General features: G+C 67.5%; 19 protein-coding genes and 1 pseudogene. 10 read left to right on the forward strand and 10 right to left on the reverse strand.

The features are described from left to right. Positions 1 to 185: 185 nt before the first annotated feature. From ACS5PN_RS17330 to ACS5PN_RS17345, 4 genes are all read right to left on the reverse strand, one after another. Positions 186 to 2,264: a DUF4238 domain-containing protein gene (locus ACS5PN_RS17330; RefSeq protein ID WP_439465223.1), complete on the reverse strand. Its 2,079-nt coding sequence runs from the start codon at positions 2,262 to 2,264 to the stop codon at positions 186 to 188. 123 nt (positions 2,265 to 2,387) lie between these two features. Beyond that, positions 2,388 to 3,749: a type II toxin-antitoxin system HipA family toxin gene (locus ACS5PN_RS17335; RefSeq protein WP_439465224.1), complete on the reverse strand. Its 1,362-nt coding sequence runs from the start codon at positions 3,747 to 3,749 to the stop codon at positions 2,388 to 2,390. Positions 3,750 to 3,752: 3 nt separating this feature from the next. After that, the gene (locus tag ACS5PN_RS17340) at positions 3,753 to 4,031 is read right to left on the reverse strand and encodes a helix-turn-helix domain-containing protein (RefSeq protein WP_439465225.1); all 279 of its coding nucleotides are present in this window, start codon (positions 4,029 to 4,031) and stop codon (positions 3,753 to 3,755) included. A 284-nt stretch (positions 4,032 to 4,315) separates the two neighbouring features. Then, positions 4,316 to 4,903, reverse strand: a complete 588-nt coding sequence (locus tag ACS5PN_RS17345) for a transposase (RefSeq protein WP_439465226.1) — start codon at positions 4,901 to 4,903, stop codon at positions 4,316 to 4,318. Positions 4,904 to 5,762: 859 nt separating this feature from the next. Here ACS5PN_RS17345 and ACS5PN_RS17350 point away from each other — a divergent pair. Both ACS5PN_RS17350 and ACS5PN_RS17355 read left to right on the forward strand, forming a co-directional pair. Next, complete coding sequence (locus tag ACS5PN_RS17350) at positions 5,763 to 6,158, forward strand: hypothetical protein (RefSeq protein WP_439465227.1); 396 nt, start codon at positions 5,763 to 5,765, stop codon at positions 6,156 to 6,158. Positions 6,159 to 6,285: 127 nt separating this feature from the next. Continuing rightward, entirely contained in the window at positions 6,286 to 6,507 is a 222-nt protein-coding gene (locus ACS5PN_RS17355) for a hypothetical protein (RefSeq protein WP_439465228.1), read from the forward strand. Between the two features lie 40 nt (positions 6,508 to 6,547). Here ACS5PN_RS17355 and ACS5PN_RS17360 read toward each other — a convergent pair. Continuing rightward, positions 6,548 to 7,326, reverse strand: a pseudogene (locus tag ACS5PN_RS17360) (alpha/beta fold hydrolase). A 295-nt stretch (positions 7,327 to 7,621) separates the two neighbouring features. On the opposite strand from ACS5PN_RS17360, the gene ACS5PN_RS17365 reads away from it, so the two are divergent. The 8 genes from ACS5PN_RS17365 to ACS5PN_RS17400 all read left to right on the forward strand — a co-directional run bounded on the left by ACS5PN_RS17365 (position 7,622) and on the right by ACS5PN_RS17400 (position 15,628). Next, the gene (locus ACS5PN_RS17365) at positions 7,622 to 7,780 is read left to right on the forward strand and encodes a hypothetical protein (protein WP_439465229.1); all 159 of its coding nucleotides are present in this window, start codon (positions 7,622 to 7,624) and stop codon (positions 7,778 to 7,780) included. 44 nt (positions 7,781 to 7,824) lie between these two features. Next, positions 7,825 to 7,971 (forward strand): hypothetical protein, encoded by a 147-nt coding sequence (locus ACS5PN_RS17370; protein ID WP_439465230.1) that lies wholly within the window; start codon positions 7,825 to 7,827, stop codon positions 7,969 to 7,971. Between the two features lie 44 nt (positions 7,972 to 8,015). Further along, complete coding sequence (locus ACS5PN_RS17375) at positions 8,016 to 8,162, forward strand: hypothetical protein (protein WP_439465230.1); 147 nt, start codon at positions 8,016 to 8,018, stop codon at positions 8,160 to 8,162. Positions 8,163 to 8,205: 43 nt separating this feature from the next. Beyond that, positions 8,206 to 8,349: a hypothetical protein gene (locus ACS5PN_RS17380; protein ID WP_439465231.1), complete on the forward strand. Its 144-nt coding sequence runs from the start codon at positions 8,206 to 8,208 to the stop codon at positions 8,347 to 8,349. A gap of 13 nt (positions 8,350 to 8,362) precedes the next feature. Then, on the forward strand, positions 8,363 to 10,621 hold the full coding sequence (locus ACS5PN_RS17385; RefSeq protein WP_439465232.1) for a peptidase domain-containing ABC transporter: 2,259 nt from the start codon (positions 8,363 to 8,365) through the stop codon (positions 10,619 to 10,621). Next, on the forward strand, positions 10,608 to 13,766 hold the full coding sequence (lanM, locus tag ACS5PN_RS17390) for a type 2 lanthipeptide synthetase LanM (protein ID WP_439465233.1): 3,159 nt from the start codon (positions 10,608 to 10,610) through the stop codon (positions 13,764 to 13,766). The genes ACS5PN_RS17385 and lanM overlap by 14 nt, the downstream gene beginning before the upstream one ends. A gap of 23 nt (positions 13,767 to 13,789) precedes the next feature. Then, positions 13,790 to 14,695, forward strand: coding sequence for a DUF4886 domain-containing protein (locus ACS5PN_RS17395; RefSeq protein WP_439465234.1), 906 nt, complete (start codon positions 13,790 to 13,792; stop codon positions 14,693 to 14,695). 117 nt (positions 14,696 to 14,812) lie between these two features. Then, a complete protein-coding gene (locus tag ACS5PN_RS17400; protein WP_439465235.1) occupies positions 14,813 to 15,628 on the forward strand; it encodes a substrate-binding periplasmic protein in 816 nt (271 codons plus the stop codon). A gap of 12 nt (positions 15,629 to 15,640) precedes the next feature. On the opposite strand, the gene ACS5PN_RS17405 is transcribed toward ACS5PN_RS17400, so the two are convergent. Genes ACS5PN_RS17405 through ACS5PN_RS17425 form a run of 5 tightly spaced genes read right to left on the reverse strand, consistent with a single transcriptional unit; the run spans position 15,641 to position 22,794 of the window. Next, positions 15,641 to 16,777: an MFS transporter gene (locus ACS5PN_RS17405; protein WP_439465236.1), complete on the reverse strand. Its 1,137-nt coding sequence runs from the start codon at positions 16,775 to 16,777 to the stop codon at positions 15,641 to 15,643. Next, positions 16,774 to 17,241, reverse strand: a complete 468-nt coding sequence (locus ACS5PN_RS17410) for a thioredoxin family protein (protein WP_439465237.1) — start codon at positions 17,239 to 17,241, stop codon at positions 16,774 to 16,776. Before ACS5PN_RS17410 ends, ACS5PN_RS17405 begins: the two co-directional genes overlap by 4 nt. Positions 17,242 to 17,286: 45 nt before the next feature. Continuing rightward, positions 17,287 to 18,261 (reverse strand): extracellular catalytic domain type 1 short-chain-length polyhydroxyalkanoate depolymerase, encoded by a 975-nt coding sequence (locus ACS5PN_RS17415; RefSeq protein WP_439465238.1) that lies wholly within the window; start codon positions 18,259 to 18,261, stop codon positions 17,287 to 17,289. Positions 18,262 to 18,265: 4 nt separating this feature from the next. After that, positions 18,266 to 19,642 carry an efflux transporter outer membrane subunit gene (locus tag ACS5PN_RS17420; RefSeq protein WP_439465239.1) on the reverse strand — a complete coding sequence of 459 codons (1,377 nt, stop codon included), beginning with the start codon at positions 19,640 to 19,642 and terminating at the stop codon, positions 18,266 to 18,268. Next, positions 19,639 to 22,794, reverse strand: coding sequence for an efflux RND transporter permease subunit (locus ACS5PN_RS17425; RefSeq protein ID WP_439465240.1), 3,156 nt, complete (start codon positions 22,792 to 22,794; stop codon positions 19,639 to 19,641). Before ACS5PN_RS17425 ends, ACS5PN_RS17420 begins: the two co-directional genes overlap by 4 nt. Positions 22,795 to 22,800: the final 6 nt, after the last annotated feature.

Consider the following 22,800-nt stretch of genomic DNA (forward strand, 5'->3'; position numbering starts at 1 on the left):
ACTTGCACGGCCAGCATGCTTGGCTGGATTTGGGCAGCAACGATCTTGGTGGTGACGGGGGCGACTCTTGCAAGCGCGAGACGCTACTGGCTAGACTTTCACCGAGGTGAGTACTACCTGGACTTGCAACACCCGGACTGGCGCCGCCAGGGGTGGTGAATCCGCTGCGTTGAAGGTACACGGGACTAGCCCGCGTGTATCGCGCCGAGCGCTTGCGCATCAGTGCCCATAGGAACTGTCACGTACATCTGTTGATCCTCCGTTGACCAGGGGCAGATCTGAACGGTCCAAAGCAGCCGCTCCACATGCCGGCTCAAGCCGTACAGCTTTGAATTCGGCAGCAATCCATCGCCTTCATGGAGCGCACGCAAATCCCTGCCTAGCAGGTCCAACCACTGATGGAGGCCGAGAATCCTGAGTTCCTCAGGAAGTCCGTCGCCTGGAAATGAGGCGTCCGCAGGCAAGCCGTCGCGATGCCCGAGCCACTGCGCTGCGTGATCAGCCACGCAGGCAAATTGGTGGAGGGCTACGCTCAGAAGCTCATCAAGATTCGCGTCGATGCGGTACTTCAGACGGGCTGCATCAACCGACGCCTTGGCCGCAGCCAGGCTGTCCATCGTGAGCTGCGCGTAGATTTCGCCGGCCCTTGGATACGCGAAGGCACTCACTTTGGCCCCGAAATACCTTACTGGTGCGCCTAACGCCGCTACGTGTAGTCGTGCTTCGGTGCAATCGACCTGCGCTCCATGCGCGTCATCTTGATGAACTTCATAAAGGGAGCTGTGCGCCGCCTGGGCCAGCATGGTTACCAGCGTGTGAAGCGCTTGCGCGTTGGCGTCTTCATCCTCATGCAGCAGGCCCGCGGCGATACCAGCGTGACAGACGATGTGAACTTTGGGTTCGCCCGCCCGCATGACGTCGACACACATTGCCACAGCTGTCCCATAGTCGCGAGGCGCGCTTGTCACAACGCTCATATTGGGATCGCCGCGGTCCACTTGAGCCAACGCAGCCGCATAGTCACCTGCAAATGTGATGCCGTCCAGGCGGGCCAACGGGATGCCACGAGCCAGTTCCTGGACCACTACCTGCACGACACGTCCCAGTCTCTCAACGGTTTCTGTATCGCCAAAGTCTTTGCAGCTCATGGAGAAGCTGAACGGACCAGCAGCCCCGGGTCCAGCGATCCGCATCGACTCCGCACCCACCGCTGTGCGTGAACTCTCGCGATGGCCAGCCTCGTTGATGGCATCTTGAACAGCAGCATCAATGACTTGAGAGCAGCGCTGCCCGATCAGATCGGACAGCCCGTCCTCGTCCCGAGCGCGATGCGAGATGAAGAAGTCATCGCTGCAGGAAGCGCTGGCGCGGTTGAGCGCGCCGATGTCAATTTCCGGCGTAGCGCCGCTTGATCCAACGAGCAGCCGGTTATGGGCGATAGGCACGACGACCAGATCCATTTGGCAGCCTTCTCGCAAGGTCAGCGGCGCAAATCCATTCTGACCTTCTCGGACCAGTACGACACAGTCTGGAAGGATCGCGCCTTCAACCGCACAAGCTCGCCACTCGAGCGAAGACAGGTCCTCCTCCCACTGACTATGGTCGAGCGCCATAAGCGACTTGTTATGGGCGTCACGAACCATCTTTGAAACGCCCGCTACCAAGAGCGCCATTGCTTGAGAGATCATTTCGCCCTGTTCCTCGTAGAAGGCATCAAAGCCTTCACGGATTAGGTACGCGAAGAGCCTGTCAAGAAGTCTTGGAGGAATTTCGTCAAACTGCGGGAACCCTTTCCGGGCCTCGTCGAAGAGCGCATCGCGAGCGCCTGAGAAACCGTTCTTGTCTATGCTGAGTAAGTCGCGCATGCGCCCGCCATCCGAGACCAGCTGAATAAGCTCATCAATGAGTGCCCCTACGCCCTGCTCGAAGACAGATCGAAGGTGCGCGGTCCTGAGCGCAAGGTGAGCAGTCAGGCGCGCAGCGGTCCTCGGATCAAGCAAGGCCCCCTCGGATGCATTGCGGATGGCAGACAGTTCAGCATTCAGGCCGCCTTCGATGTCGGTGATGAGGTTGTCGAGCGTCGCCGTGTTGCCTTCTGCGAGCTTCGAGTAGAAATATTCGCTGACGCCGACATCACGAATGCTGACGGATCTGGCCTTTCGGCCGTGTCGATGCAGCCAAGTCTTCTCGACGGCCTCTGGAGGGGTGACCAAGAAGCCTCGTTGTAAAAATCTTGGGACGTAATGCTGCCGCTTTCCTGCCATGTGGAACGAGCTGCCTGTTTGCGCTGTTTGAGAGGGAGTTCGGTTCGCTACGTCGCTCGGTCGCTTATCAACGAGACCTGTGGCTTTGGCGAGCTGTTAACTGCATGGTCGAGCTGCGCCTTATCAGCTGGCGTAATTCTCTGACAGTCGCTTTGCAGCATCTTGTAGGCCTGCAAATATCGAGTTAGCTAGATGGGCGGGGAAATCTTTCGGGAGCTGCGCGCTGACTCGTGCGATCACATCGGTGGTACCCGCTGCGACACCCTCTATCAGGTGATCAGCTTCTCGGCCGTCTTCGTCCAATACGCCGTGTCGCCTACCTAACGCGACCCAGTGCCGACGCAGGATGTCGCGCATCCTCCAATGTGCGTTCTTTGAACGCACGGCCATGGCCATCTTGACCCTGAACGATGAAAGCTTCGCCGGTCCCTCCCCAAGGACCGGATAGGCGGACAGCACGTCGTACAGCGGTGTGAGCTGGTAGCGCCCCCCTGGACGTAGGAAGAGGCTGAAATTCTTGGCATGACCGTCGGTTGCGCAGAGCATCCAAAAAAGCAACTGGGACTTGAAGAAGTCTCGTCTGTCTTGCTCGCGGCTCATCGAGCCGCCCAGCACATCGAGGATCCGATCCATGCCAGGCCCGCCATCCGCTTCGTACTTGGCCTCCGGCGGCACACCGGTGGCTTGGCATAAGTCTTCCTGCGGTAGCCTTAGCAGGCGGTTGTCTCCGGATGGATGCGTCCACCAGGCGCGGTCGAAGCGTTCAACGACCAGTGCCTTGACGTCCTCGAATTGCATCGGACGACAGGTTGCTACTGGCAGGCCAAACTCCTTCAGAATCAACGCGCACAGCCACTCGTTCTCGACCGAGTCGCGCATGTCGACTTTCATGCCACCGATCAGACCCAGCGGCAGCTTGAAGATGTGTGTCGTAGGCGTATTGCCGCGAGGGATGCACCATTGACCATCTCGCAGCAGTAAGGCTGTCTTCTCCTGGGCACCAGCGATCGAGATGCGGAAGTCGCCGTCTTCGGCGCCCCAGCCCATGGCGTTTGGGGTCGTTGCTCCCCGAAGGACTTGGGCGATTTGCGCCTCATTCACGGGTTCGGCCTGCAGGGGCGTCGTGCCAGGCGATACCGCCCCATCGGGGAGGATTTCTAGAGCACCTACACAGTCACGGCCGATTTCAGAGAGAAGTTCAAATGCGCCGGTTGATCCCGTGTTGAAGCGTCGGGCTAGTCTTTCCCGAATGTTCTTGCTGTCTGGCAGCAGGTTCTCGAAGTAGGCACGGACCTTGTTGCCTCTGTGTGGGGCGTTCCCTGGGGTGAATGGCAGGGACAGAGACAGTGGCCGTCCTTGCTCGGCCTCAGCCCAGCTCTGGTCGTACTGAAGCGCGTCGGCCGAGTTGGGTGCCAAGCTCCAGGTGCCGACGTAGGCCCCGTTCATCCAAAGACCCAGCGTGCGGGTATGAGAGTTGCGGCCCATGGCTCACCAGACTGGCTTGTCCGTTGAGGGAGGCTGGCTAGGGAGAACGGAGGGCTCGCTATGCGATGTGTTCCCGAGCGCCATTTCCACGCCCAGGATGCTGAACAGCTTCAGCAACTTTGCTGCGCCAACCTTTTCCGCGTTTCGCTCCATGGCCGAGTAGGTTTGTTGCCTTACGCCAAGGCGGAGTGCGACCTCGCTTTGTGTAAGACCGGCTTGCTTGCGGAAGGACTTGAGCAAAGGGGGCAGTTGCTCGGCAGTACGGACAGTGAAGCGAAACATACAAATCCTATGCTGTTAAAACGAATTACAGCTTTTGATGTGTATGTCAAGCTTACCAATGGCATGCTGTTTTTTCAACATACAGCATTGGAGCTGTATATTTAAAATACAGCTTTGGGGCTGTTTTTGGCGGACCTGCTTATGTGCGGCTGGCCAGCCGGCTACGTCAAAAAGGCACGGCGCCGGCCGCAGCAAAGGGACTCAGGCTTGTCGCCCACACGGGGCGGAAATCAAGCCATCCGCATCGACGACCTCAGGCCATCGAGCTGGCGCAGCCTATTAAATCAATGCAGCAATTGCCCACGCCTGAAGACCTCTACTCCGCGCTCGAATGCCTCGGACACGTGCTGGTTGACGAGCGGGCTTGCGGAAAGAGCTCGTGCCACGACCTCGTCTTCCAGAGCCCTTGACTCTTCCAACGTATCGGCATCGATGATGTGCCCGAAGGCTTGAACTTTGTAGGGACCTGTCCGGAATTCCATCGCGGCCAAGTCTCTGCCACGTACGGCGCCTCGCACGCCCTCCATCACGACTGCGGCCAGGCGCTTAGAAAGGCCGAGGCGTTGGGCAAGCCACGCTTCAGCTGCTACAACATCTTCGTTAAGGGATAGCGCCATAGCTTTCAACCACACACTCAACTCGAGCTGATTGCCAGCGAAGATGGTCCCGTCTCTGAGCGTAAATCCCAGGCCGCAGCTGCCGCACCTGTATTCCTCGCGGTGCTCAACGGCTGCGCCAGCTTTGCGGGCTTGATTGATGGCGCCGCAGTGTGCGCATATCGGCCCGTGGGGCCACACACGAGCCTGAACGTAGGCGACAGCCGCGCTCTCGCTCACAAATACCTCTGAAGGGGGAAGGGCGCTCGTACTCATGGGCAGATGGTAAGCCGTACACGCAGCTGACCGCCAACCCGTTCCTTGGGCAAGCCCACATCATTGGGTTGCCGCGTCCAGCGGATGCGGTGGGGGCCCGACGAAGATTAAGCGGGCTTGCCGTGCCGGACTACTGGCGTCGATCAGCCAGATCGGAAGCAGCCGCTGATGCGTCGTTGCACCATCAACGGCCTGCTGTGGCCGCTCGACCTTGCGTTGCAGTTCGCTAGTCAGGAGATCGAAGATCGCTGCGTCATTGATCCATGAGATGAAGGTTGCTCGATTGGTAATTTGCTAACTATTTAATTGAGATGACAAGCTCGTGCCCACCAAGCTCCCGCGTCGGGGATGCGGTAGAGTGTTGGAGAACGTGAGATACTGGCTAGCCACTAGAGGTTGTCTGTGGTTCGAATCCAAAGATCGCCTCTCGGGTCTGGTGTACCCAAAGGTGTACCCGCAAAAAAAGACGAATTGGCTTTTTTGAACGACGTTGTGGCCCTCGTGGAATCATGAGATTCCGCCCCAGGCCACCAAACGCAAACGGCGCCCCTTGTGGGCGCCGTTTTCGTTTGGGGTGGCCTGGGGCGGATGAGACCCGCCGCGTGGTTCGCTCAAGGCAGTCCAGTGGACTGCCTTGGACGTGGCCTTGGGCCACGGGCCGGAGCGCTTTGCGCGCAGGCCGAGGGATCGCTCCGGGCGATCCCGAGCATTTCGCCCCTTGGGCATGTCTTCTTCGGCAGCGGTCCGGTGCCAGCACCGGCTACCCCTGTCCCGGCCCGTTCGCCGGTGTTCGCCGGTCCGCCCATGGACTTGCGACAGTGCCATCCCCGTGGGTTGTTGATCGATCAAGGACCCCCTCGTGGCCGCTGCAAACACCCCCAAGCACGACGAACTGCTGGCGCTCGTCGCCCAGACCCTCTGCACCCGTCCGCTGATCCGATTCGCCGAAGAATCCCGGCTCGATGGCGAAAGCCTGAAGGACGCCGTCGAGCGTTACGAAGTCGATTACGCCTGGCAGGTGCTGGGCTCGGACCGGATGCGCAACGAGACCGTCGCGCTGCTGGAGGCCAAGCTCAAGCAGCCGGCGACCGACGCGCAAAAGGCCTGCGTGGCCGAAGTGCTCGGCGCCGCCGCTGCGGGCCAGGCTTCCGACCTGCTGATGAGCTTTGACAATGATGTGCCCGAACAGCTGGCGTCGATGCTGTGCGCCTGGCATGAGCGCCGGATGCAGGCTGAAGTGGAAGCCGTCAGCTGAGGCGCACCATGGGGTCGCGCATGTAGGTCGGCCATTGGGCCCACCGCGTCCAAGGATGCGGTCCTACACGTCAAGCGCAGCGCAGCTGTGACTATTCGTTTGCGCCTGCCGCGCAAGGGAGTACGCCATGACCCTGCACCGCCTCATCGTGTCGCTGATGCTTGCCTGGACCGTCGTCTGGGCCTTGCTCTACGTCTCGACCTTTCCGGTGGAGGGGGACGTCGCACCGAGCCAAGGGTTGTCAGGCCAACAGGCGGGTCCAGGGGACGCCTCCCCGGTACCGGCGCGAGATACGGACGGCCCGGTGAAGCGGGGTACGGACGTCGACACGCTTCGCCACCTCGCCTGAGGGCCGCTGACCGGCGGTGCCCTACCCCGTGTAATTCCCCTCAGAGACCTCGAAGCAGTTCCAGCATGGGCGCGAGAACCTGTTCGGGCCGCTCGCGATGCGGCAGGTGGCCAGCGTCCGCCAGCAGCTCGACCCGGGCCGGCCCCTGGACCAGGCTGCCGATCAGCTGCGGATGCTGTGCCGACCCGTATTCGTCCTGCGCCCCGTGAATGGCCAGCACCGGGCACGCCACCTTCGGCAGCACGCTCGCCAGCGACCACCCCGCGAACGCCGGGCTTAGCCACGTCCCCAGCCAGGCCTCCAGCACCCAGGCCGCCTTGTCGCCGTGATAGCGGGCCAGCCTTTGCATCTGTCCCGCCTCCTTGAACTGCTCCCGCGCTGCCAGCAAACCTGCAGCGTGCGGTCCTCGACAAAGGCCTGGGCTGATTCGGTGATCAGCGCCTCGCAGCGGCCACCCGGATCGGCCGCGCAGTTCACCGCCATGCCGCCGCCCACGCTGTGGCCGAAGACGACGAAGCGCGTGATGCCCAACTGCTCGAGCACGACAGGGAAGAAGCTGCGCGCCTCGTCGGCGATGAAGTCGAGCGGCATGGCGCCGTCACGCGCATCGGATCGTCCGAAGCCCAGACGGTCATAGGCGACGACGCGGCGGCCAGCGGCCTCGCAAAGCCGGGCAGGAAAGTCCCGCCACAACGCCACGCAACCCAGCGAGTCGTGCAGCAGCACGAGGGGCGCGCCGGTCGCGTTGCCCGCAGGTGACCAGGACCGAGCGAACAGCCGGCCGCGCGGGTGTGAGATCCAGTGATCATCAATTTGCATGGCCGGTCATCCTAGACCGGGGCTTGCGCGCGGCGGTGCCATGGTGCTAACGCTGCTTGTGAATGCAATCAGTTGTCTCTGAAACCTGGCCTCTTGTTTCAACGGATGCGCCGCTTGGGCGTTTGCCGAACATTTGAAACCAACGCCGCCATCGCGTGGAACGTGAGTGAAACGGCCGGCTTTGAAGATTCATCCCGTTCCTTCTGAACTTCAACGCGTCAAGCGACAGCAACGAGACGCAGCGAGTCCGGCGGGCACAACACCTTCTTATCCATCCTCATCAAGGAACTGAACCATGAACAAGCAACTGACCCTGTCCAACGCCGCCCGTTTCGACCTGAACAGCACGGGCCTGACCGAAGCCCAGCTGAAGGCCATCGCCGGCGCACGTCCCGCCGACAAGACCAACATGGTCACGTCCTCCGGCGTCACCAAGTGCTGCTGGGGCTTCTGAGCCCTGTGCTCAGGCCCCTCCCTTTTCACAACCGAGAGATCACCATGCAAAAGACCATCGCCCCCCGTTTCGACCTGCGCAGCACCGGCCTGTCCGAGGCTCAACTGAAGGCCATCGCCGGTGCCCGCCCTGCCGACAAGACCAACATGGTCACGTCGTCCGGCGTCACGAAGTGCTGCTGGGGTTTCTGAGCCCTGCGCTCAGGCCTTCCTCTTTTCACAACCTGGAGATCAACATGCAAAAGACCATCGCCCCCCGTTTCGACCTGCGCAGCACCGGCCTGTCCGAGGCTCAGCTGAAGGCCATCGCCGGCGCCCGCCCGGCCGACAAGACCAACATGGTCACGTCGTCCGGCGTCACGAAGTGCTGCTGGGGTTTCTGAGCTGACGCTCAGGCCCCTCTCACGCTCTCACCTCGAGATCCGCATGCAAAAGATCCTCACCCCGCGCTTTGACCTGCGCAGCCTCGGCCTGACCGACGCGCAATTGAAGGCCGTCGCTGGCGCGCGCCCGTCCGAGAAGACGATGACCGCCACGACGCGTGCGCTGACCCCCTGCTGCTGGGCTTGAGGAGGCGGGCGTGATGACGACAGGGACAGCCTCCACCATGGCCTCGCTGACGAACGCGGCTTGCGCCTTCGTCGCCAGTGCCCGGCGCCGCTGGCCCCTTCGCATCCGCCCGGTCCTGCAGATGGAACGCGCCGACTGCGGCGCGGCCTGTCTGAGCATGGTGCTGGCGGCGCATGGCAAGCATGTGCCGCTGGCCCAGATGCGCAGCGTGCTGGACGGTGGCCGCGACGGCGTGACCGCGCTGGACATCGTGCGTGCGGCGCGCGCCCAGGGGCTGGAGGGCGGCGGTTATGCCGTCCCCACAAAGCACCTGAGCGAGCTGCCCCGCGGCAGCATCCTGCACTGGGAGGGCGGCCATTTCGTCGTCCTGCTGCAAGCCGACGCGCAAGGCGCGCTGCTGCTCGACCCGGCCCGTGGCCGTTGTCGGGTGGGCGCGCAGGCGCTCGCCCATTCCTATTCCGGCATGGCCCTGGTGTTCGAGCCCGGGCCTGCCTTTGTCGCCGATGGCCGCCCGGGCCGCAGCGGCCTGTCCGGCCTGGTGCAACTGGCCTGGCAATCCGGCCAGTGGGGCCGCATCGGCGCCGCCTGCCTGGCGCTGCAGGCCCTGGGCCTGGGCCTGCCGCTGCTGACCGGCGCACTGGTTGACCGCGTGGTGCCGGCCGCCGACCGTGGCCTGGCCATGCTGCTGGCCCTGTCCGCCCTGGCCCTGGTGATCGCGCATCCGCTGGTGGGCCTGCTGCGTGGCCGCCTGTTGCTGGACCTGCGCGAGCGCCTGGACGCCGACCTCGGCCGTCGCCTCATGCAGCATCTGATGCGGCTGCCCTATGGCTATTTCGTGCGCCGCACGGCGGGCGACATGATGACGCGGCTGCAGGGCAACACGGTGATCCGCCAGATCCTCAGCGCCGCGGTGCTGTCCGGTCTCATGGACACCGCCCTGCTGCTCAGCTATGCCGCCTTGCTGGCCTGGCGCTCACCTGGCATGGCGATGGCCGTGGCTGCGATGGGCGCGATGCAGCTCGCCGTCTTCCTGCTGACGCGGCGACAGCGTCTGGAGCTGCTGAGCCGCGCACAGGCCGCGCAGTCGGCCCGTGCCGAATACGAGTCCCTGCTGCTGGCCAATATGGAGACGGTCAAGGCCTCGGGTGCCGAGAGCCGTGTGCAGGCGCACTGGCACGGCCTGTTCGACACCACGCTGGCGATCGAGCGCCGGCGCGGCTGGCTCGACGCCGTCACCGATGCCGCCAGCGCCGCCCTGCGCACCGCCGCGCCGCTGGCCCTGCTGTTCTACGGTGTCGACCAGGTGCTGCAGGGTGAGCTGTCGCTGGGCGAGATGCTGAGCCTGAACGCGCTGGCCGTGGGGGCGCTGGCACCCATAGCCAACCTCGCCGCCAGCGCGGCGCAACTGGGCCTGCTGGGCGCCTATGTCGAGCGCATCGACGATGTGCTGCAGGCCGTGCCCGAGCAGCCACTGGATCACCAGCGCCCCGCACCGGTGCTGAGCGGTGCCCTCAGCCTGCGCAACGTGAGCTTCCGCTTCACGCCGCTGCGCGACGACGTGCTGCACAACATCGACCTGCAGATTCCGGCCGGCAGCTTCGTCGCCATCGTCGGCGCATCCGGCGCCGGCAAGTCGACGCTGGCGCGCCTGATGTCGGGTCTGTACCTGCCGACGGCCGGTGAGCTGTGCTTCGACGGCCAGGACCTGCGCGGCCTGGACCTGGGGGCCGTACGCCGCCAGATCGGTGTCGTGCCGCAGCGGCCCGAACTGCTGGGCGCCAGCCTGCTGGACGCGCTGCGCCTGAGCGCACCCGAAGCCCCGCTGGCCGACGTCGAGCAGGCCTGCCGCCAGGCCGCCATCCACGACGAGATTGCCGCCCTGCCCATGGGCTACCAGACCGTCCTCCACAGCGGTGGCGCCACCTTCTCGGGTGGGCAGATCCAACGCCTGGCGCTGGCCCGTGCCCTGCTGGCCAAGCCGCGCATCGTCGTGCTGGACGAGGCCACCAGCGCGCTGGACAGCCTGTCCGAGCGCCACATCCAGCAGGCGCTGTCGGCGCTGCGCTGCACGCGCATCGTGCTGGCCCATCGGCTCAGCACCATCCGCCATGCCGACCAGATCATCGTGCTGGATGCCGGGCAGGTCGTCGAGGTCGGCCGCCACGAAGAGCTCATGCAGCGCCAGCGCTATTACGCCGACCTGATGACGGCCCAGATGGCCTCGCCCCTTCCCCATGTCGAACGCCGTGAACTGCAAGATGCCTGCCACTGACGAGACCCTGCGCGCCCTGTGGGCGCGGGCCAGCACGCTGGACGAACGCCTGTCGGGCGATTTCCTGCCTGCCCCCGGTGGCGAGGCCGAGGCCGAACAGCGCTGGGCGGCCTGGCAATCCCTGGCGGCCGAAGGCGATGCGTGCCGCATGGCCCGGCGTCTGGCTTTCGACGGCCTGGACGAGGCGCATGTGCGATCCCTGCTGGGCGCCGTGGTCGCGCGGTCCGATGCGGCGCTGCCGCCGGAGTTCGAGCTGCTGGCCGAGGCCCTGGCCGGCGTCGGGGCGACGGCAGATCCGCTGCTCGACGAGGTCCTGTCGCGCATGCCCTTTGGCGAAGTGCTGGAGCCTTTCCTGCGTGCTGCGCAGCGCCGTCTCGATGGGCTGCTCGGCGGCCAGGCCGCGGCGGCCCTGCGCCTGGGCTGCGCGCGTGGCCTGGCCGAGCGCCTGTGCGAGCAGGCCGGGCCGACGCTGGCCGCGCTGTTCGAGGCCGAGCGTGAGCGGCAGCTCGAAGGCTGCTACCAGCGCCTGATGCAGCACACCACCGGCGCAGCGGCCGCCGCCTTCTGGCACATGCATGCCGCGCTGGCCCGCGCTCTGGCACTGGCCGCCCACCACTGGGTGGCCGCCAGTGCCGAGATGTTGCAGCGCTGGCAAGCCGACGCCGACGCCCTCGTGCAGGCCTTCGGGCCGCGCGCTCAAGGGTTGCCCGTGGGGCTCAAGACCGGCCTGGGCGACCCGCATCGCGGTGGTCGCACCGTGGCGCGCCTGCGCTTCGAGAGTGGCCTGGAGCTGTACTACAAGCCGCGCAGCCTGGCCCTGGACCAGGCCTATGCCGACCTGTTGGAGCGGCTGCGCGCCAGCGACGTGCCTGAAGGTCTGCAGGTCGACCTGCAGGTGCCGGCCTTGCTGGCCCGCCCTGGCTATGGCTGGGTGGAAGGCGTGGCGCCGCTGCCGGCGCGAGACGCTGATGCGGTCGAGCGCCATTTCGAGCGTGGCGGTGCGCTGCTCTGCCTGGCCCATCTGCTGGACATCACCGACTGCCATTCGGGCAATGTCATCGCGGTGGGCGAGCACCCGGTCCTGATCGACCTGGAGACCGTCTGCCACCAGCGTGCCCGCGACCTGGACGAGCGCTATTCCGACGCTGAGCGCCGTGCGCGCCAGACGCTGGCGGCCTCGGTGCTGGGCTGCGGTCTGTTGCCCGAAGCGCGCATCGAGGGTGAGCTGCGCGTCGAGCTCGGCGGCCTGTCGCCGGGGCCGGATGCCGTGCTGCACACCGAGGTGACGCATTGGGTGGACCTGGGACAGGACAGCATGCGGCTGGAGGCGTCGCCGCAGGCCGTTGGCGAGGGGGCTCACCAGCTCATGCTGGACGGCTCGGTGGTGTCCGTGCGCGACCATGGCGCCGCGCTGCGTCGCGGCTTCACGCGCATGGCCTGCCAGGCGATGGCGAAGCGCGAGGCCTGGTGCACCCCCGGCGGGCCGCTCGACGCCTTGGCGGCCTGCGAGGCGCGCTTCGTGTTCCGCGGCACCCTGGTCTACGGCGCCTTGCTGAACCGCTTCACCGCGCCGGACTTTGCCCAGCAGGGCGTGGACCGCAGCCTGCTGCTGGAGGCCCTGTGCCGTCCGCTGCTGGACGCCGACATGGCGCCGTCGATCTGGCCGCTGCTGGCGGCCGAGCGGGCCGCGATGGCGCGGCTGGACGTGCCGCATTTCCACGCGCCGGTGGCGGAGGCGGTGCTGCATGTCGAGGGCGGTGGCGCCATCGCGGGTTATCTGCAGGACGCCGGCATCGACCGCCTGCGCGGCAGGCTGATGGGCTTCGGCGAAGCCGACCTGGCACGCGAGCTCGGCTTCATCGACAGCGCGCTGGTGCGCCCCTTGGCAGGCGCTGCCGTTGCGCCGCCGGTGCAGGCCGCGCCGCCTGTCGATGCCGCCGCGCTGCGCGCCGCGGCCATGGAGCTGGTCGAGCGACTGGAGGCCACGGCGGTCTGGGGTGATGACGGCTCCGCAACGTGGCTGGACGCGTCCCTGGATGCCCGCCACGACTGCCTGAGCTGGCGCACGCTGCCGCCCTGGCTGGGCGATGGCGTGGCCGGCCTGGCCTGTGTGCTGGCCGCGCTGGAGCGCAGCGCGGCAGTCGCCGAGCGGGTGCGCGTCCGCCGCCTGCGCCAGGGCGCGCAACGGCATCTGGCGCTGGGGCTGGCCCAGATCGCCTCGCAGCCCTTGGGTGGCGTCACGGGTGCCCCCTCCGTCGCCTATGCCCTGGCTCATGTCGCCGCGCTGACGGGCGACCGCTCGGCCCTGGAGCTTGCCGGCCGCGTGGTGGCCGGCATCCCGCTGCAGGCCATCGCGGCGGACGAGGTGCTCGACGTTGTCGGCGGCGTGGCGGGCACCCTGCTTTGCCTGGCCGCCGCACGCCGCCTCGCGGAGGAGGCAGGCGAAACCGCGCTGGTCCAGGCCGCGACGCTGCGCATCCGCGCCTGCGCTGCACGCCTGGCCGAGGCGGGCGCCGCGTCACCTGGCAGCCTGCTGCCCACCGTGGCCGGGCGGGTGCTGACCGGCCTTTCCCACGGCCAGTCGGGTTTCGCGCTGGCCATTGCCCGCCTGCGCGAGGACGACGGCGCCGCCGCCCTGCAGCCGCTGGCGCGGGCCGCGCTGGCCTTCGAGCGCGGGCAGCGCGATCTCGCCGCCGGCAACTGGTTCGACCTGCGTCCCGGCGTGCCCGATCCCTGCAGCTGCGCCTGGTGCCACGGTGCCCCAGGTATCGGTCTGGTGCGGGCCGTGCTGCGCGCCCAGGGTCGTGCCGATGCGGCCCTGGCCGAGGACCTGAGGATGGCGGCGCGCAGCACCGCCGCCGAGCCCGACGCGGTGCTGGATCACCTCTGCTGCGGCAACCTGGGTCTGGTGGCCTGCACACAGCAGCTGGCGGAAGCCCTGGATGACCCAGCGCTGATGGAAAGCGCCCGCCAGCGCGCTGGCCGCGTGATGGCGCGTGCGCAGGCGCGCGGTGGCTACGCCCTGTTGCTGGGGGCACCCGCGAGGCAGCAGGGCCTGGGCCTGTTCACTGGCCTGGCGGGCGCCAGCTATGCGCTGCTGCGCCTGGCCGAACCGGGCTTGCCGGCGGTGTTGACGCTCGATTGAGGCGACCGGCCATACTTGGGTCGATGCTTCCTGCGCGCGCTGTCTTCCCGCTGCTGGCACTGCTGGTCGCTGCCACGGCCCAGGCCGCCTGCGACCGCTCGCCGCTGCCTCGTGCGACGCCGCAGGCGCCGCACCGCATCCTCTTCGTCGGCAACAGCTTCCTGTACGGCCATATACCGCCGGTGCTGCGCTACAACGCGGCCCGCGTGACCGATCTGAACGGCATGGGCTATGGCGGCGTGCCGGCGCTGTTCAAGCAGCTTGCCGACGACGCCGGCCTTTCGGTCGAGGTGAGCAGCGAACTGGTCGGCGGCCAGACGCTGCAGTTCCACTTCAGCAGCAAGCGCGCCCTGATCACCAGCCGTCCCTGGGACGTCGTCGTGCTGCAGGAATACAGCACGCTGAACCCGCAGCGGCCGGGCGATGCGACGGCCTTCATCGCCGCAGCTGCGCAGCTGGAAGCCGCGGTGCATGGCGTGAATCCGGCCGCGCGGGTCTATCTGCTGGAGACCTGGGCGCGGGCCGACCAGGTCTATCGCACGCCCGGTGGCCGCTGGCATGGCAAGTCGCTGGAAGCCATGCAGGCCGACCTGCGCGCCGCCTACGTGCAGGCGATGGCGCGCGCCGCCTGCATCGCAGCCGTCGTGCCCGTCGGTGACGCCGCACTGCGCGCGGTGCAGGAAGGCGTGGCCGACCGCAACCCTTACGACGGCATCGACGCCGGCAAGTTCAATCTGTGGGGCGAGGACGGCTACCACCTCGGTGCCTGGGGCAGCTACCTCGAGGCCCTGGTGCTCTTCGGCCACCTCAGCGGGCTGGACCCCGCCAGCCTGGGCCCGGCGAGCCGCGCCGGCCGCGAGCTGGGGCTCAGTGCGGCGCAGATCGAGGCCGCGCAGACCATCGCTTCGCGCCAGCTGCGCTCACGTTAGAGAGGGATCGGCTAGGGCTTGCCCGGGGCGTGGACGGCGCCACAGATGGGCGCGGCGCGCCTACCATGCCAGGGCCGACAACGGCGTCGGATCGCCGACGTGCCCCACTCCCCGAGCATGCCTTCGAGAACGTTCCGGACCTCAAGCCTCGCCCGTCAGCTCTGGGCCTGCCTGGGCGGCTTGCTGCTGTCGCCGCTGGTGGGCGCGGCGCAGTTCCGGGTCGACATGATCCAGTTCACGCCCTGGGCCATGCCCAACCCCGACAAGGCGGCGGCCGCGCCCTATGTCGGCATCGTGGTGGACTTCCTGGACGAGTTCGAGCGCCGCAGCGGCCACACGACGCAGCGCGTGCTGACGCCCTATGGCCGCGTGGAGCTGGACCTGGAGTCCGGTGCCACGGATTTCTCGGTCATGGCCTGGGGCGATGCCCGCGCGCGCTATGCCAACAAGGGCACCTGCCTCGTGCCCATGGACTTTGGCGTGCGGGCCCGCAAGGGCGTCGTGGTCCAGGCCTACGCCGACCTCTACAAGATCACCACCAGCGCATCGCGCGGCCTCAAGATCGACCCGCACTTTGACGAGGACACCAAGGCCCGCAAGGACATGGTGCTGGACTACACCACCGGTGTGAGGAAGACCGCCTCCGGACGGGATTCAGATGCCGTGGGCGGCTCGCTGTCCACCATCAACTACCTGATTGCGACGCTGGGTCTGGAGGACAGCTTCGGCGACACCCTGGTGCTCAACACCACGCACCTGGCGGTGGCCTATTCCAAGCGCTCGCCCCAGGCCGGCCTGGAGGCCGAGGTGAACGCGGTGTTCAAGTCCATGGTGGACGACGGCACCGCCCGGCGCATCTACGGCAAGTGGCTGGGCCAGCACTTCGGCGGGCTCAAGAACGAGGGCCGTGCGCCCAGTTGCAGCAAGAACTGAAGCGCAGCGCGCCTACCGGCCTTGCAGCGCCCGCCGTGCCGACAAGGCCATGAAGACGGCGAACACGACGACGACGACCAGGCCGCTCGTCAGCGACGAGTGCTCGGCGATGAGGCCGATCAGCGGGGGGCCGGCCATCATGCCGAGATAGCCCACGCCCGACACGGCCGCAATGCCGTGGGCCGACGACACGCCCGGCACCTGCGAGGCCGCGCTGAACAGCACCGGCACGACGTTGGACAGGCCCAGGCCGACGAGGGCGAAACCGACCAAGGCGACGACAGGGGAGGGCACTGCCAGCGCCAGGGCCATGCCGGCGGCGCCGAGCACGCCGCTCGCGCGCATCAGCTGCGTGCCCGACAGGCGGGCGCGCACCCAGTCGCCACCGAAGCGGCCCGTCGCCATCGCACCACTGAAGCTGGCATAGGCCAGGGCCGCCGTGCTGGCCTCACTGGCGCGTTCCTGCTTCATGAAGAGCACGCTCCAGTCGTACATGGCACCCTCGGCGATCAAGCCCATGGAGGCAAGCACGCCCAGCAGCAGCAGCGGCCCGCGCGGCAAGCTGAGCGGATGCTTTTCCTCGGCGGCCTTCTCGGGCACCGGCAGCATGGCGCGGCTGCCCACCAGCACGACGACGGCACCGAGGCCGGTGGCCACCAGCAGATGGGCCTGGGGCGAGAGGCCCAGCGCCGGTGCGACGCTGCCCAGGCCGGCGCCGGCCATGCCGCCCAGGCTGAACATGCCGTGGAAGCCACTCATCAGCGGCTTGGCGGCCAGGCGCTCGATCTCGGTGGCCTCGGTGTTGATGGCCACGTCGACCAGGCTGCCGGTGATGCCGAACAGCAGCATGACGGCCAGCAGGGCGGCATAGGCCGACCCGGCCAGCAGGCAGGCGATGGAGGCGCAGCAGGCCACGCCCATGACGGCGGACACGGCGCGCGGACCCCAGCGTCCGACGACGCGGCCGGCCTGGGCCAGGGCCATCAGCGCGCCGACACCGCCGGCCAGCATGGCGATCGCCAGGGCCTGTTCACCGAGGCCGTAGTGGCCCTTGACCGTGGGCACGTGCACGCCCCAGGTCGCGAACATGACGCCCAGCACGAAGAACTGCGCGCGCAGGGCGCGCGACGCACCGACGACGGAGCTCACTTGGCGGCGCTCGTGCTGCTGATGCGGGCGAAGAAGTCGTAGACGCCCTGGTCGCCCATCTTGCGGGCGTCGGCCAGCTCGCCACCCTCGGTGGCGTAGAGCAGCTTGCCCTGGGGCGACAGCACGGCGACGGCCGGGATGCCCTTCTTCAGCGGCACGCGGTAGGCCTCGGCGATGTCGACATTGCGCTCGAAGCGGCCGACATCGACCTTGACGACCTTGAAGCTCTTGGCGATCAGCGGCGCGCTCGCGCCATGCTTGAAGCTGTTGTCCAGCATGCGGCAGTCGCCGCACCAGTTGGCGCCGAAGACGACCAGCACCGGCACCTTGGCCTTCTCAGCCTCGGCCAGCGTGGCCTTGATGGCGGCTTTGGCGCCCACCCCTTCGTCATAGATGGGCGGCGGGCCGCCGGCGCTGGCGGCGACGCTGGTGGCGAGGAGGAGGGAGGCGGTCAGGAAACGCATGGCGAGGCAGTATGGGGCAGGATTTTGGAAGCGATTCCAATGGGGCTATCGAGAGGCCTGCTCGAAGAAGCGCCAGATCACGTCGTTGGCGTCCAGGGCCTGCGAGGCGGCCTCCTTGCCGCGCCGCACGTTGGACGCGCCCGGCCAGGAATGGCCGCCGGTATCGGTCGCGCAGAGCTGCACGGTCACGCCGCCCGAGCAGCCACTGTGGGCTTCGCAGTACGCTCCATCTTTGGCGCCTGCGACCTCCAGCGTGCGCCGCGGCGGCGCGGCGCAGTGGTCGCGCTGCACCCAGCGCGAGATCGTCTCGGGCACGGAGATGAAATTCATCACCTTGCTCTCGTCGCGGAAGGCGCCTGCGCCCGCACCGCCATTGAAGAGCACATGGTCATCGTCCTTGGCGTGGATGTGCAGGACGGAGATGGGGCGGCTGGGCGTGCAGCTGGCCGTGGCATCGGTGCCGGCCACCGAGGCGACGGCGCGGAAGACGTCGGCGGCCTCGCAGGCCAGGCGGTGGCTCAGCATGCCGCCGTTGGACATGCCGGTGGCGAAGACGCGCGCGGCGTCGATGCTGTACTTGGCCTGGATGGCCGTAACGACGGCGCGGGCAAAGGCCACGTCGTCCACGTTCTTGTCCCGTGCATCTCCGCAGCAGCCGCCGGCATTCCAGGTGGCGAACTTGCCTGACATCGGACCCGGCAGCTTGCTGTAGCCGTTGGGGAAGGCGACCACGAAACCGGCCTCGTCGGCCTTCTTCTGCAGGCCGTATTTCGAGTCATCGGCCATGTACTCGGCGTGACCCCCACCTCCATGGAAGGCCAGCACCAGCGGCGCGGGCCGGCCGGCGTCATAGCCCGTCGGCAGGTGGACCAGCACCTTGCGCCCTTGCACCTGCAGTTCCTGCAGATCGCCTTTGCCGGCGCGGCGCTGTTCCATGCGTGCCTTGATGCGATCGCGCAGCGTCTCCTGGGCTTGCGCTGCGGGCAGCAGCACCAGGAGAGCGAGCGCGAGGGCACGCATGGGCTCAGCCTCCGCCGCCGAGCGCCCGGTAGAGCGCCACCAGGTTCTGCGCGCGCTGGCTCTGCACCTGCACCAGGGTCTGCTGGGCCGCGAACAGCGAGCGCTGCGCGTCCAGCTTGTCCAGGGCGTTGGAGACGCCCGCTGTGTAGCGCTGCTCGGCCGCGTTCAGGCGGCGCGTCTCGGCATCGACCTGCGCAGCCAGGGCCGCGCGCTGCTCGGCCAGCGTGGCGCGACCGGCCAGGCCGTCGGCGACCTCGCGGAAGGCGGTCTGGATGGCCTTCTCGTACTGGGCCAGGGCAATGTCGCGGTTGGCTCGCGCGCCCGCGAGGTTGGCGCGGTTGCGGCCAGCGTCGAAGAGGGGCTGCACCAGCGAAGGCGCGAAGCTCCAGGCCGAGTTCTTGAACAGGTCCGACAGATGGCCGCTGGCCGTGCCGACGCTGCCGGTCAGCGTGATGCGCGGCCAGAAGGCGGCACGGGCGGCGTCGATGTTGGCGTCGGTCGCGCCGAGCTGGAACTCGGCCTGGCGGATGTCCGGCCGGCGCGTCAGCACCTCGCTGGGCAGGCCGGCGGGCAGTTCGGCCAGGGGTTCGAAGTCGGCCAGGTCGCCGGTGGGCGCGGGCAGGTCGGCCGGCAGCGGGCCACCGATCAGCAGGGCCAGGGCGTTCTCGTCGAGCTGGCGCTGGCGCTGGGCCTGGGCATAGACGGCGCGCGCGGCCTGCCAGGAGGACTCGGCGGTGCGCAGATCGATCTCGGCCGATACGCCGCCTTCGAAGCGCTGGCGGGTCAGCGACAGCGACTGCTCGCGCGTGCCCAGGGTGTCGCGCGTGATCTTCAGCAGGGCCTCGTCGGCCTGCAGGGCGATCTCGGCATTGGCCACGCTGGCCACCAGGGCGGTGCGAACGGCCTGCTGGTTGGACTGGGCGGCCAGCACTTGCGCTGCGGCGGCCGCGCTCAGGCCGCGCAGGCGGCCGAACAGGTCCAGCTCATAGGCTGAGACCTGCAGGCCGGCCTGGTAGAGGCTGTTGATGCCGCCGGCTGCCGTCGGCGTGCGCGAGCCGCTGATGCCGGCATTGACCGTGGGCCAGAGGTCGGCGTCGCGGGCCGCGGCGCTGGCGCGGGCCGTCTCGATGTTGAGGGCCGCGATGCGCAGGTCGCGGTTGTTGGCCAGGGCCAGCGGGATCAGCTTCTGCAGCCGCTCGCCCTTGAAGGCCTGGGCCCAGGGCAGGTCGACGGCGGTGGTGTTGCCGGGGCCGCCGGCCTGCGGGAAGGCCTGCGGCACGGCCGCCGCGGCGGCTTCGGAAGCGACGGGACGCTTGGCCTCGGGTCCGGCACAGGCGGCCAGCAGGGCGGCCAGCGCGATCAGCGACAGGGAGTTCTTCATTTCTGGCTCCCCGATTCCTCTTCCACCTCGTGGGCATCGCGCTTGCGCTGCCGCTCGCTGCCGGGGAAGAACTTGCGCACGACGACGAAGAAGACCGGCACGAAGAACACGGCCAGCATGGTCGCGGAGATCATGCCGCCCATGACGCCGGTGCCGATGGCACGCTGGCTGGCCGAGCCGGCGCCGCTGGCGAGCACCAGCGGCAGCACGCCGAGGATGAAGGCCAGGGAGGTCATGACGATGGGGCGGAAGCGCAGGTGGGCGGCTTCGCGCACGGCGTCGTAGATGCTCTTGCCATGGGCCTGCAGGTCCTTGGCGAACTCGATGATGAGCACGGCGTTCTTGGCCGACAGGCCGATGATGGTGATCATGCCGACCTTGAAGTAGACATCGTTCTCCAGGCCGCGGAAGGTGGCACCGAGCACGACGCCCAGCACGCCCAGCGGCACGACGAGGACGACGGCGAGCGGGATGCTCCAGCTCTCGTACAGCGCGGCCAGGCACAGGAAGACGGCCAGCAGCGAGAAGCCGAACAGGATGAAGGCGGTGGAGCCCGAGAGCTTTTCCTCGCGCGACTGGCCGGTCCATTCGTAGCCGAAGCCGTCGGGCAGGGTGGCCGCGATCTTCTCCATCTCGGCGATGGCCACGCCGGTGGACACGCCCTTGGCCGGCTCACCCAGGATGCGCATGGCCGAGTAGCCGTTGTAGCGCACCGTCTGCATGGCGCCGGTGACCCATTTGCTGGTGGCGAAGGCGCTCAGCGGCACCGACTGGCCGGCACTGTTCAGCACGTTCAGGCGCAGCAGGTCTTCGGGCTGCATGCGTGCCGGCGCGTCGGCCTGCACGATGACGCGCTGCAGGCGGCCGGCGTTGGGGAAGTCGTTCACATAGCTGGAGCCCAGCGAGGTGCCCAGCACCGCGGTGACGGCACCGATGTTGACGCCCAGGGCCTGCGCGCGCTCGCGGTCGATGGCCAGCTCCAGCTGGGCGGCGTCTTCCAGGCCGTCGGGGCGCACGGCCGTCAGCAGCGGGTTCTTGGCCGCCGCGGCCAGCAGCTGGTTGCGCGCGGCCAGCAGTTCGGCCCGCGTGTGGCCGCTGCGGTCCTGCAGGCGGAAGGCGAAGCCGTTGGCGCGGCCCAGGTCGCGGATGGGCGGCGGGCTGGTCGGGAAGATGATGGCGTCGCGCACCTTGGCCAGGGCCGGGAAGGCGCGTGTTGCCAGGGCTTGCGCCGAGTGCTCGCTGCCATGGCGCTCATCCCAGGGCTTGAGCGTGACGAAGGCCAGGCCCGCGTTCTGGCCCGAGCCCGAGAAGCTGAAGCCGACGACGCCGACCATGCTCTCCACCTCGGGCTGCTTGAGCATGTAGCTCTCGACCTGCTTGACGACGTCCAGGGTGCGGGACTGCGTGGCACCGGGCGGCAGCTGGATGTTGACGAGGATGTTGCCCTGGTCTTCATTGGGCACGAAGGACGTCGGCAGCTTCTGGAACACCAGCACCGCCGCGGCGATGACGGCTGCGTAGACGATGGCCATGCGCGCGCCGCGGTAGATGAACTTCGAGACCCAGCCTTCGTAGCCCTTGGCCGTGCGCGAGAAGCCGCGGTTGAACCAGCCGAAGAAGCCGCGCTTCTCCAGGTGGTGGCCGGCCTCGACGGGCTTGAGCAGGGTGGCGCACAGGGCCGGCGTCAGCGACAGGGCCAGGAAGGCCGAGAACGCGATGGCGCTGACCATGACGGCCGCGAACTGGCGGTAGATGTTGCCGATGGAGCCGCTGAAGAAGGCCAGCGGCACGAACACCGAGATCAGCACCACGGTCACGCCGACGATGGCGCCGGAGATCTGGCCCATGGCCTTGCGCGTGGCCTTGAGGGGCGAGAGCCCCTCCTCGCTCATGATGCGCTCGACGTTCTCCACCACGACGATGGCATCGTCCACGACGATGCCGATGACCAGGACCATGCCGAACATGGTCAGCACGTTGATGGAGAAGCCCAGGGCCAGCAGCGTGGCGAAGCTGCCCAGCAGTGCGATGGGCACGACCAGGGTCGGGATGACGGTGTAGCGGATGTTCTGCAGGAACAGCAGCATCACCAGGAACACCAGGGCCACGGCCTCGATCAGGGTCTCGACGACCTGGGAGATGGAGATGTCGATGAACAGCGAGCTGTCGTAGGGGATGCTGGCCTTCACGCCCGACGGGAAGTAGGGCTCGAGCTGCTTCAGGCGCTGCTTGATCAGCTTGGCCGTCTGCAGCGCATTGGCCGACGGGGCCAGCTGCACGCCCACGCCGACCGACGGGTTGCCGTTCAGGCGCGTGGAGCGGCCGGTGTAGCTGTCGGCGCCCAGCTCGATGCGGGCCACGTCCTTGAGGCGCACGGTGGAGCCATCGGAATTGGCGCGCAGGATGATGTTGCCGAACTGCTCGACGCTGGTCAGCTGTCCGCGCACGACGACGGTGGCCGCGATGGGCTGGCTGGGCAGGTTGGGCAGGTCACCGATGGAGCCGGAGCTGACCTGGGCGTTCTGGGCCTGGATGGCCGCGTTGACGTCCGACGGCTGCAGGCGGTAGCCCACCAGCTTGGCCGGGTCCAGCCAGATGCGCATCGCGCGCTCGGTGCCGAACAGCAGGCCCTGGCCAACGCCGGGCACGCGCTGAATTTCGGGCAGCACGGTGCGCGAGGCGTAGTCACCCAGGGCGATGGGATCGAAGGCCGGGTTGTCGCTCGACAGGATGATGAAGAGCAGGAAGTTGGGGTTGGCCTTGTCGACCCGCACGCCCTGCTGGATGACGGCCTGCGGCAGGCGCGGCTGGGCGCGTGCGTAGCGGTTCTGCACGTCCACCTGGGCCAGGTCGGGGTTGGTGGCCGGGTCGAAGCTCATCGTGATGGAGCCGGTGCCGTCGGCTTGCGCGACGGCCTCCATGTAGATGAGGCCGGGCGAACCGTTCATCTCGCGTTCGATGACGCTGATGACCGAGTCCTCCAGCGTCTGCGCCGAGGCGCCGGGATAGGTCACCGACAGCACGATGGACGGCGGCGCCACGGGCGGGTACTGCGCGATCGGCAGCTGCGTGACCGCGACGGCGCCGATGACCGTGATGAAGAGGGCGATGACCCACGCGAAGATGGGCCGGTTGATGAAGAACTGCGCCATGGAGGA

It is taken from the genome of Roseateles sp. NT4 (assembly GCF_051857475.1).
Classification (GTDB): Bacteria; Pseudomonadota; Gammaproteobacteria; order Burkholderiales; family Burkholderiaceae_C; genus Pelomonas.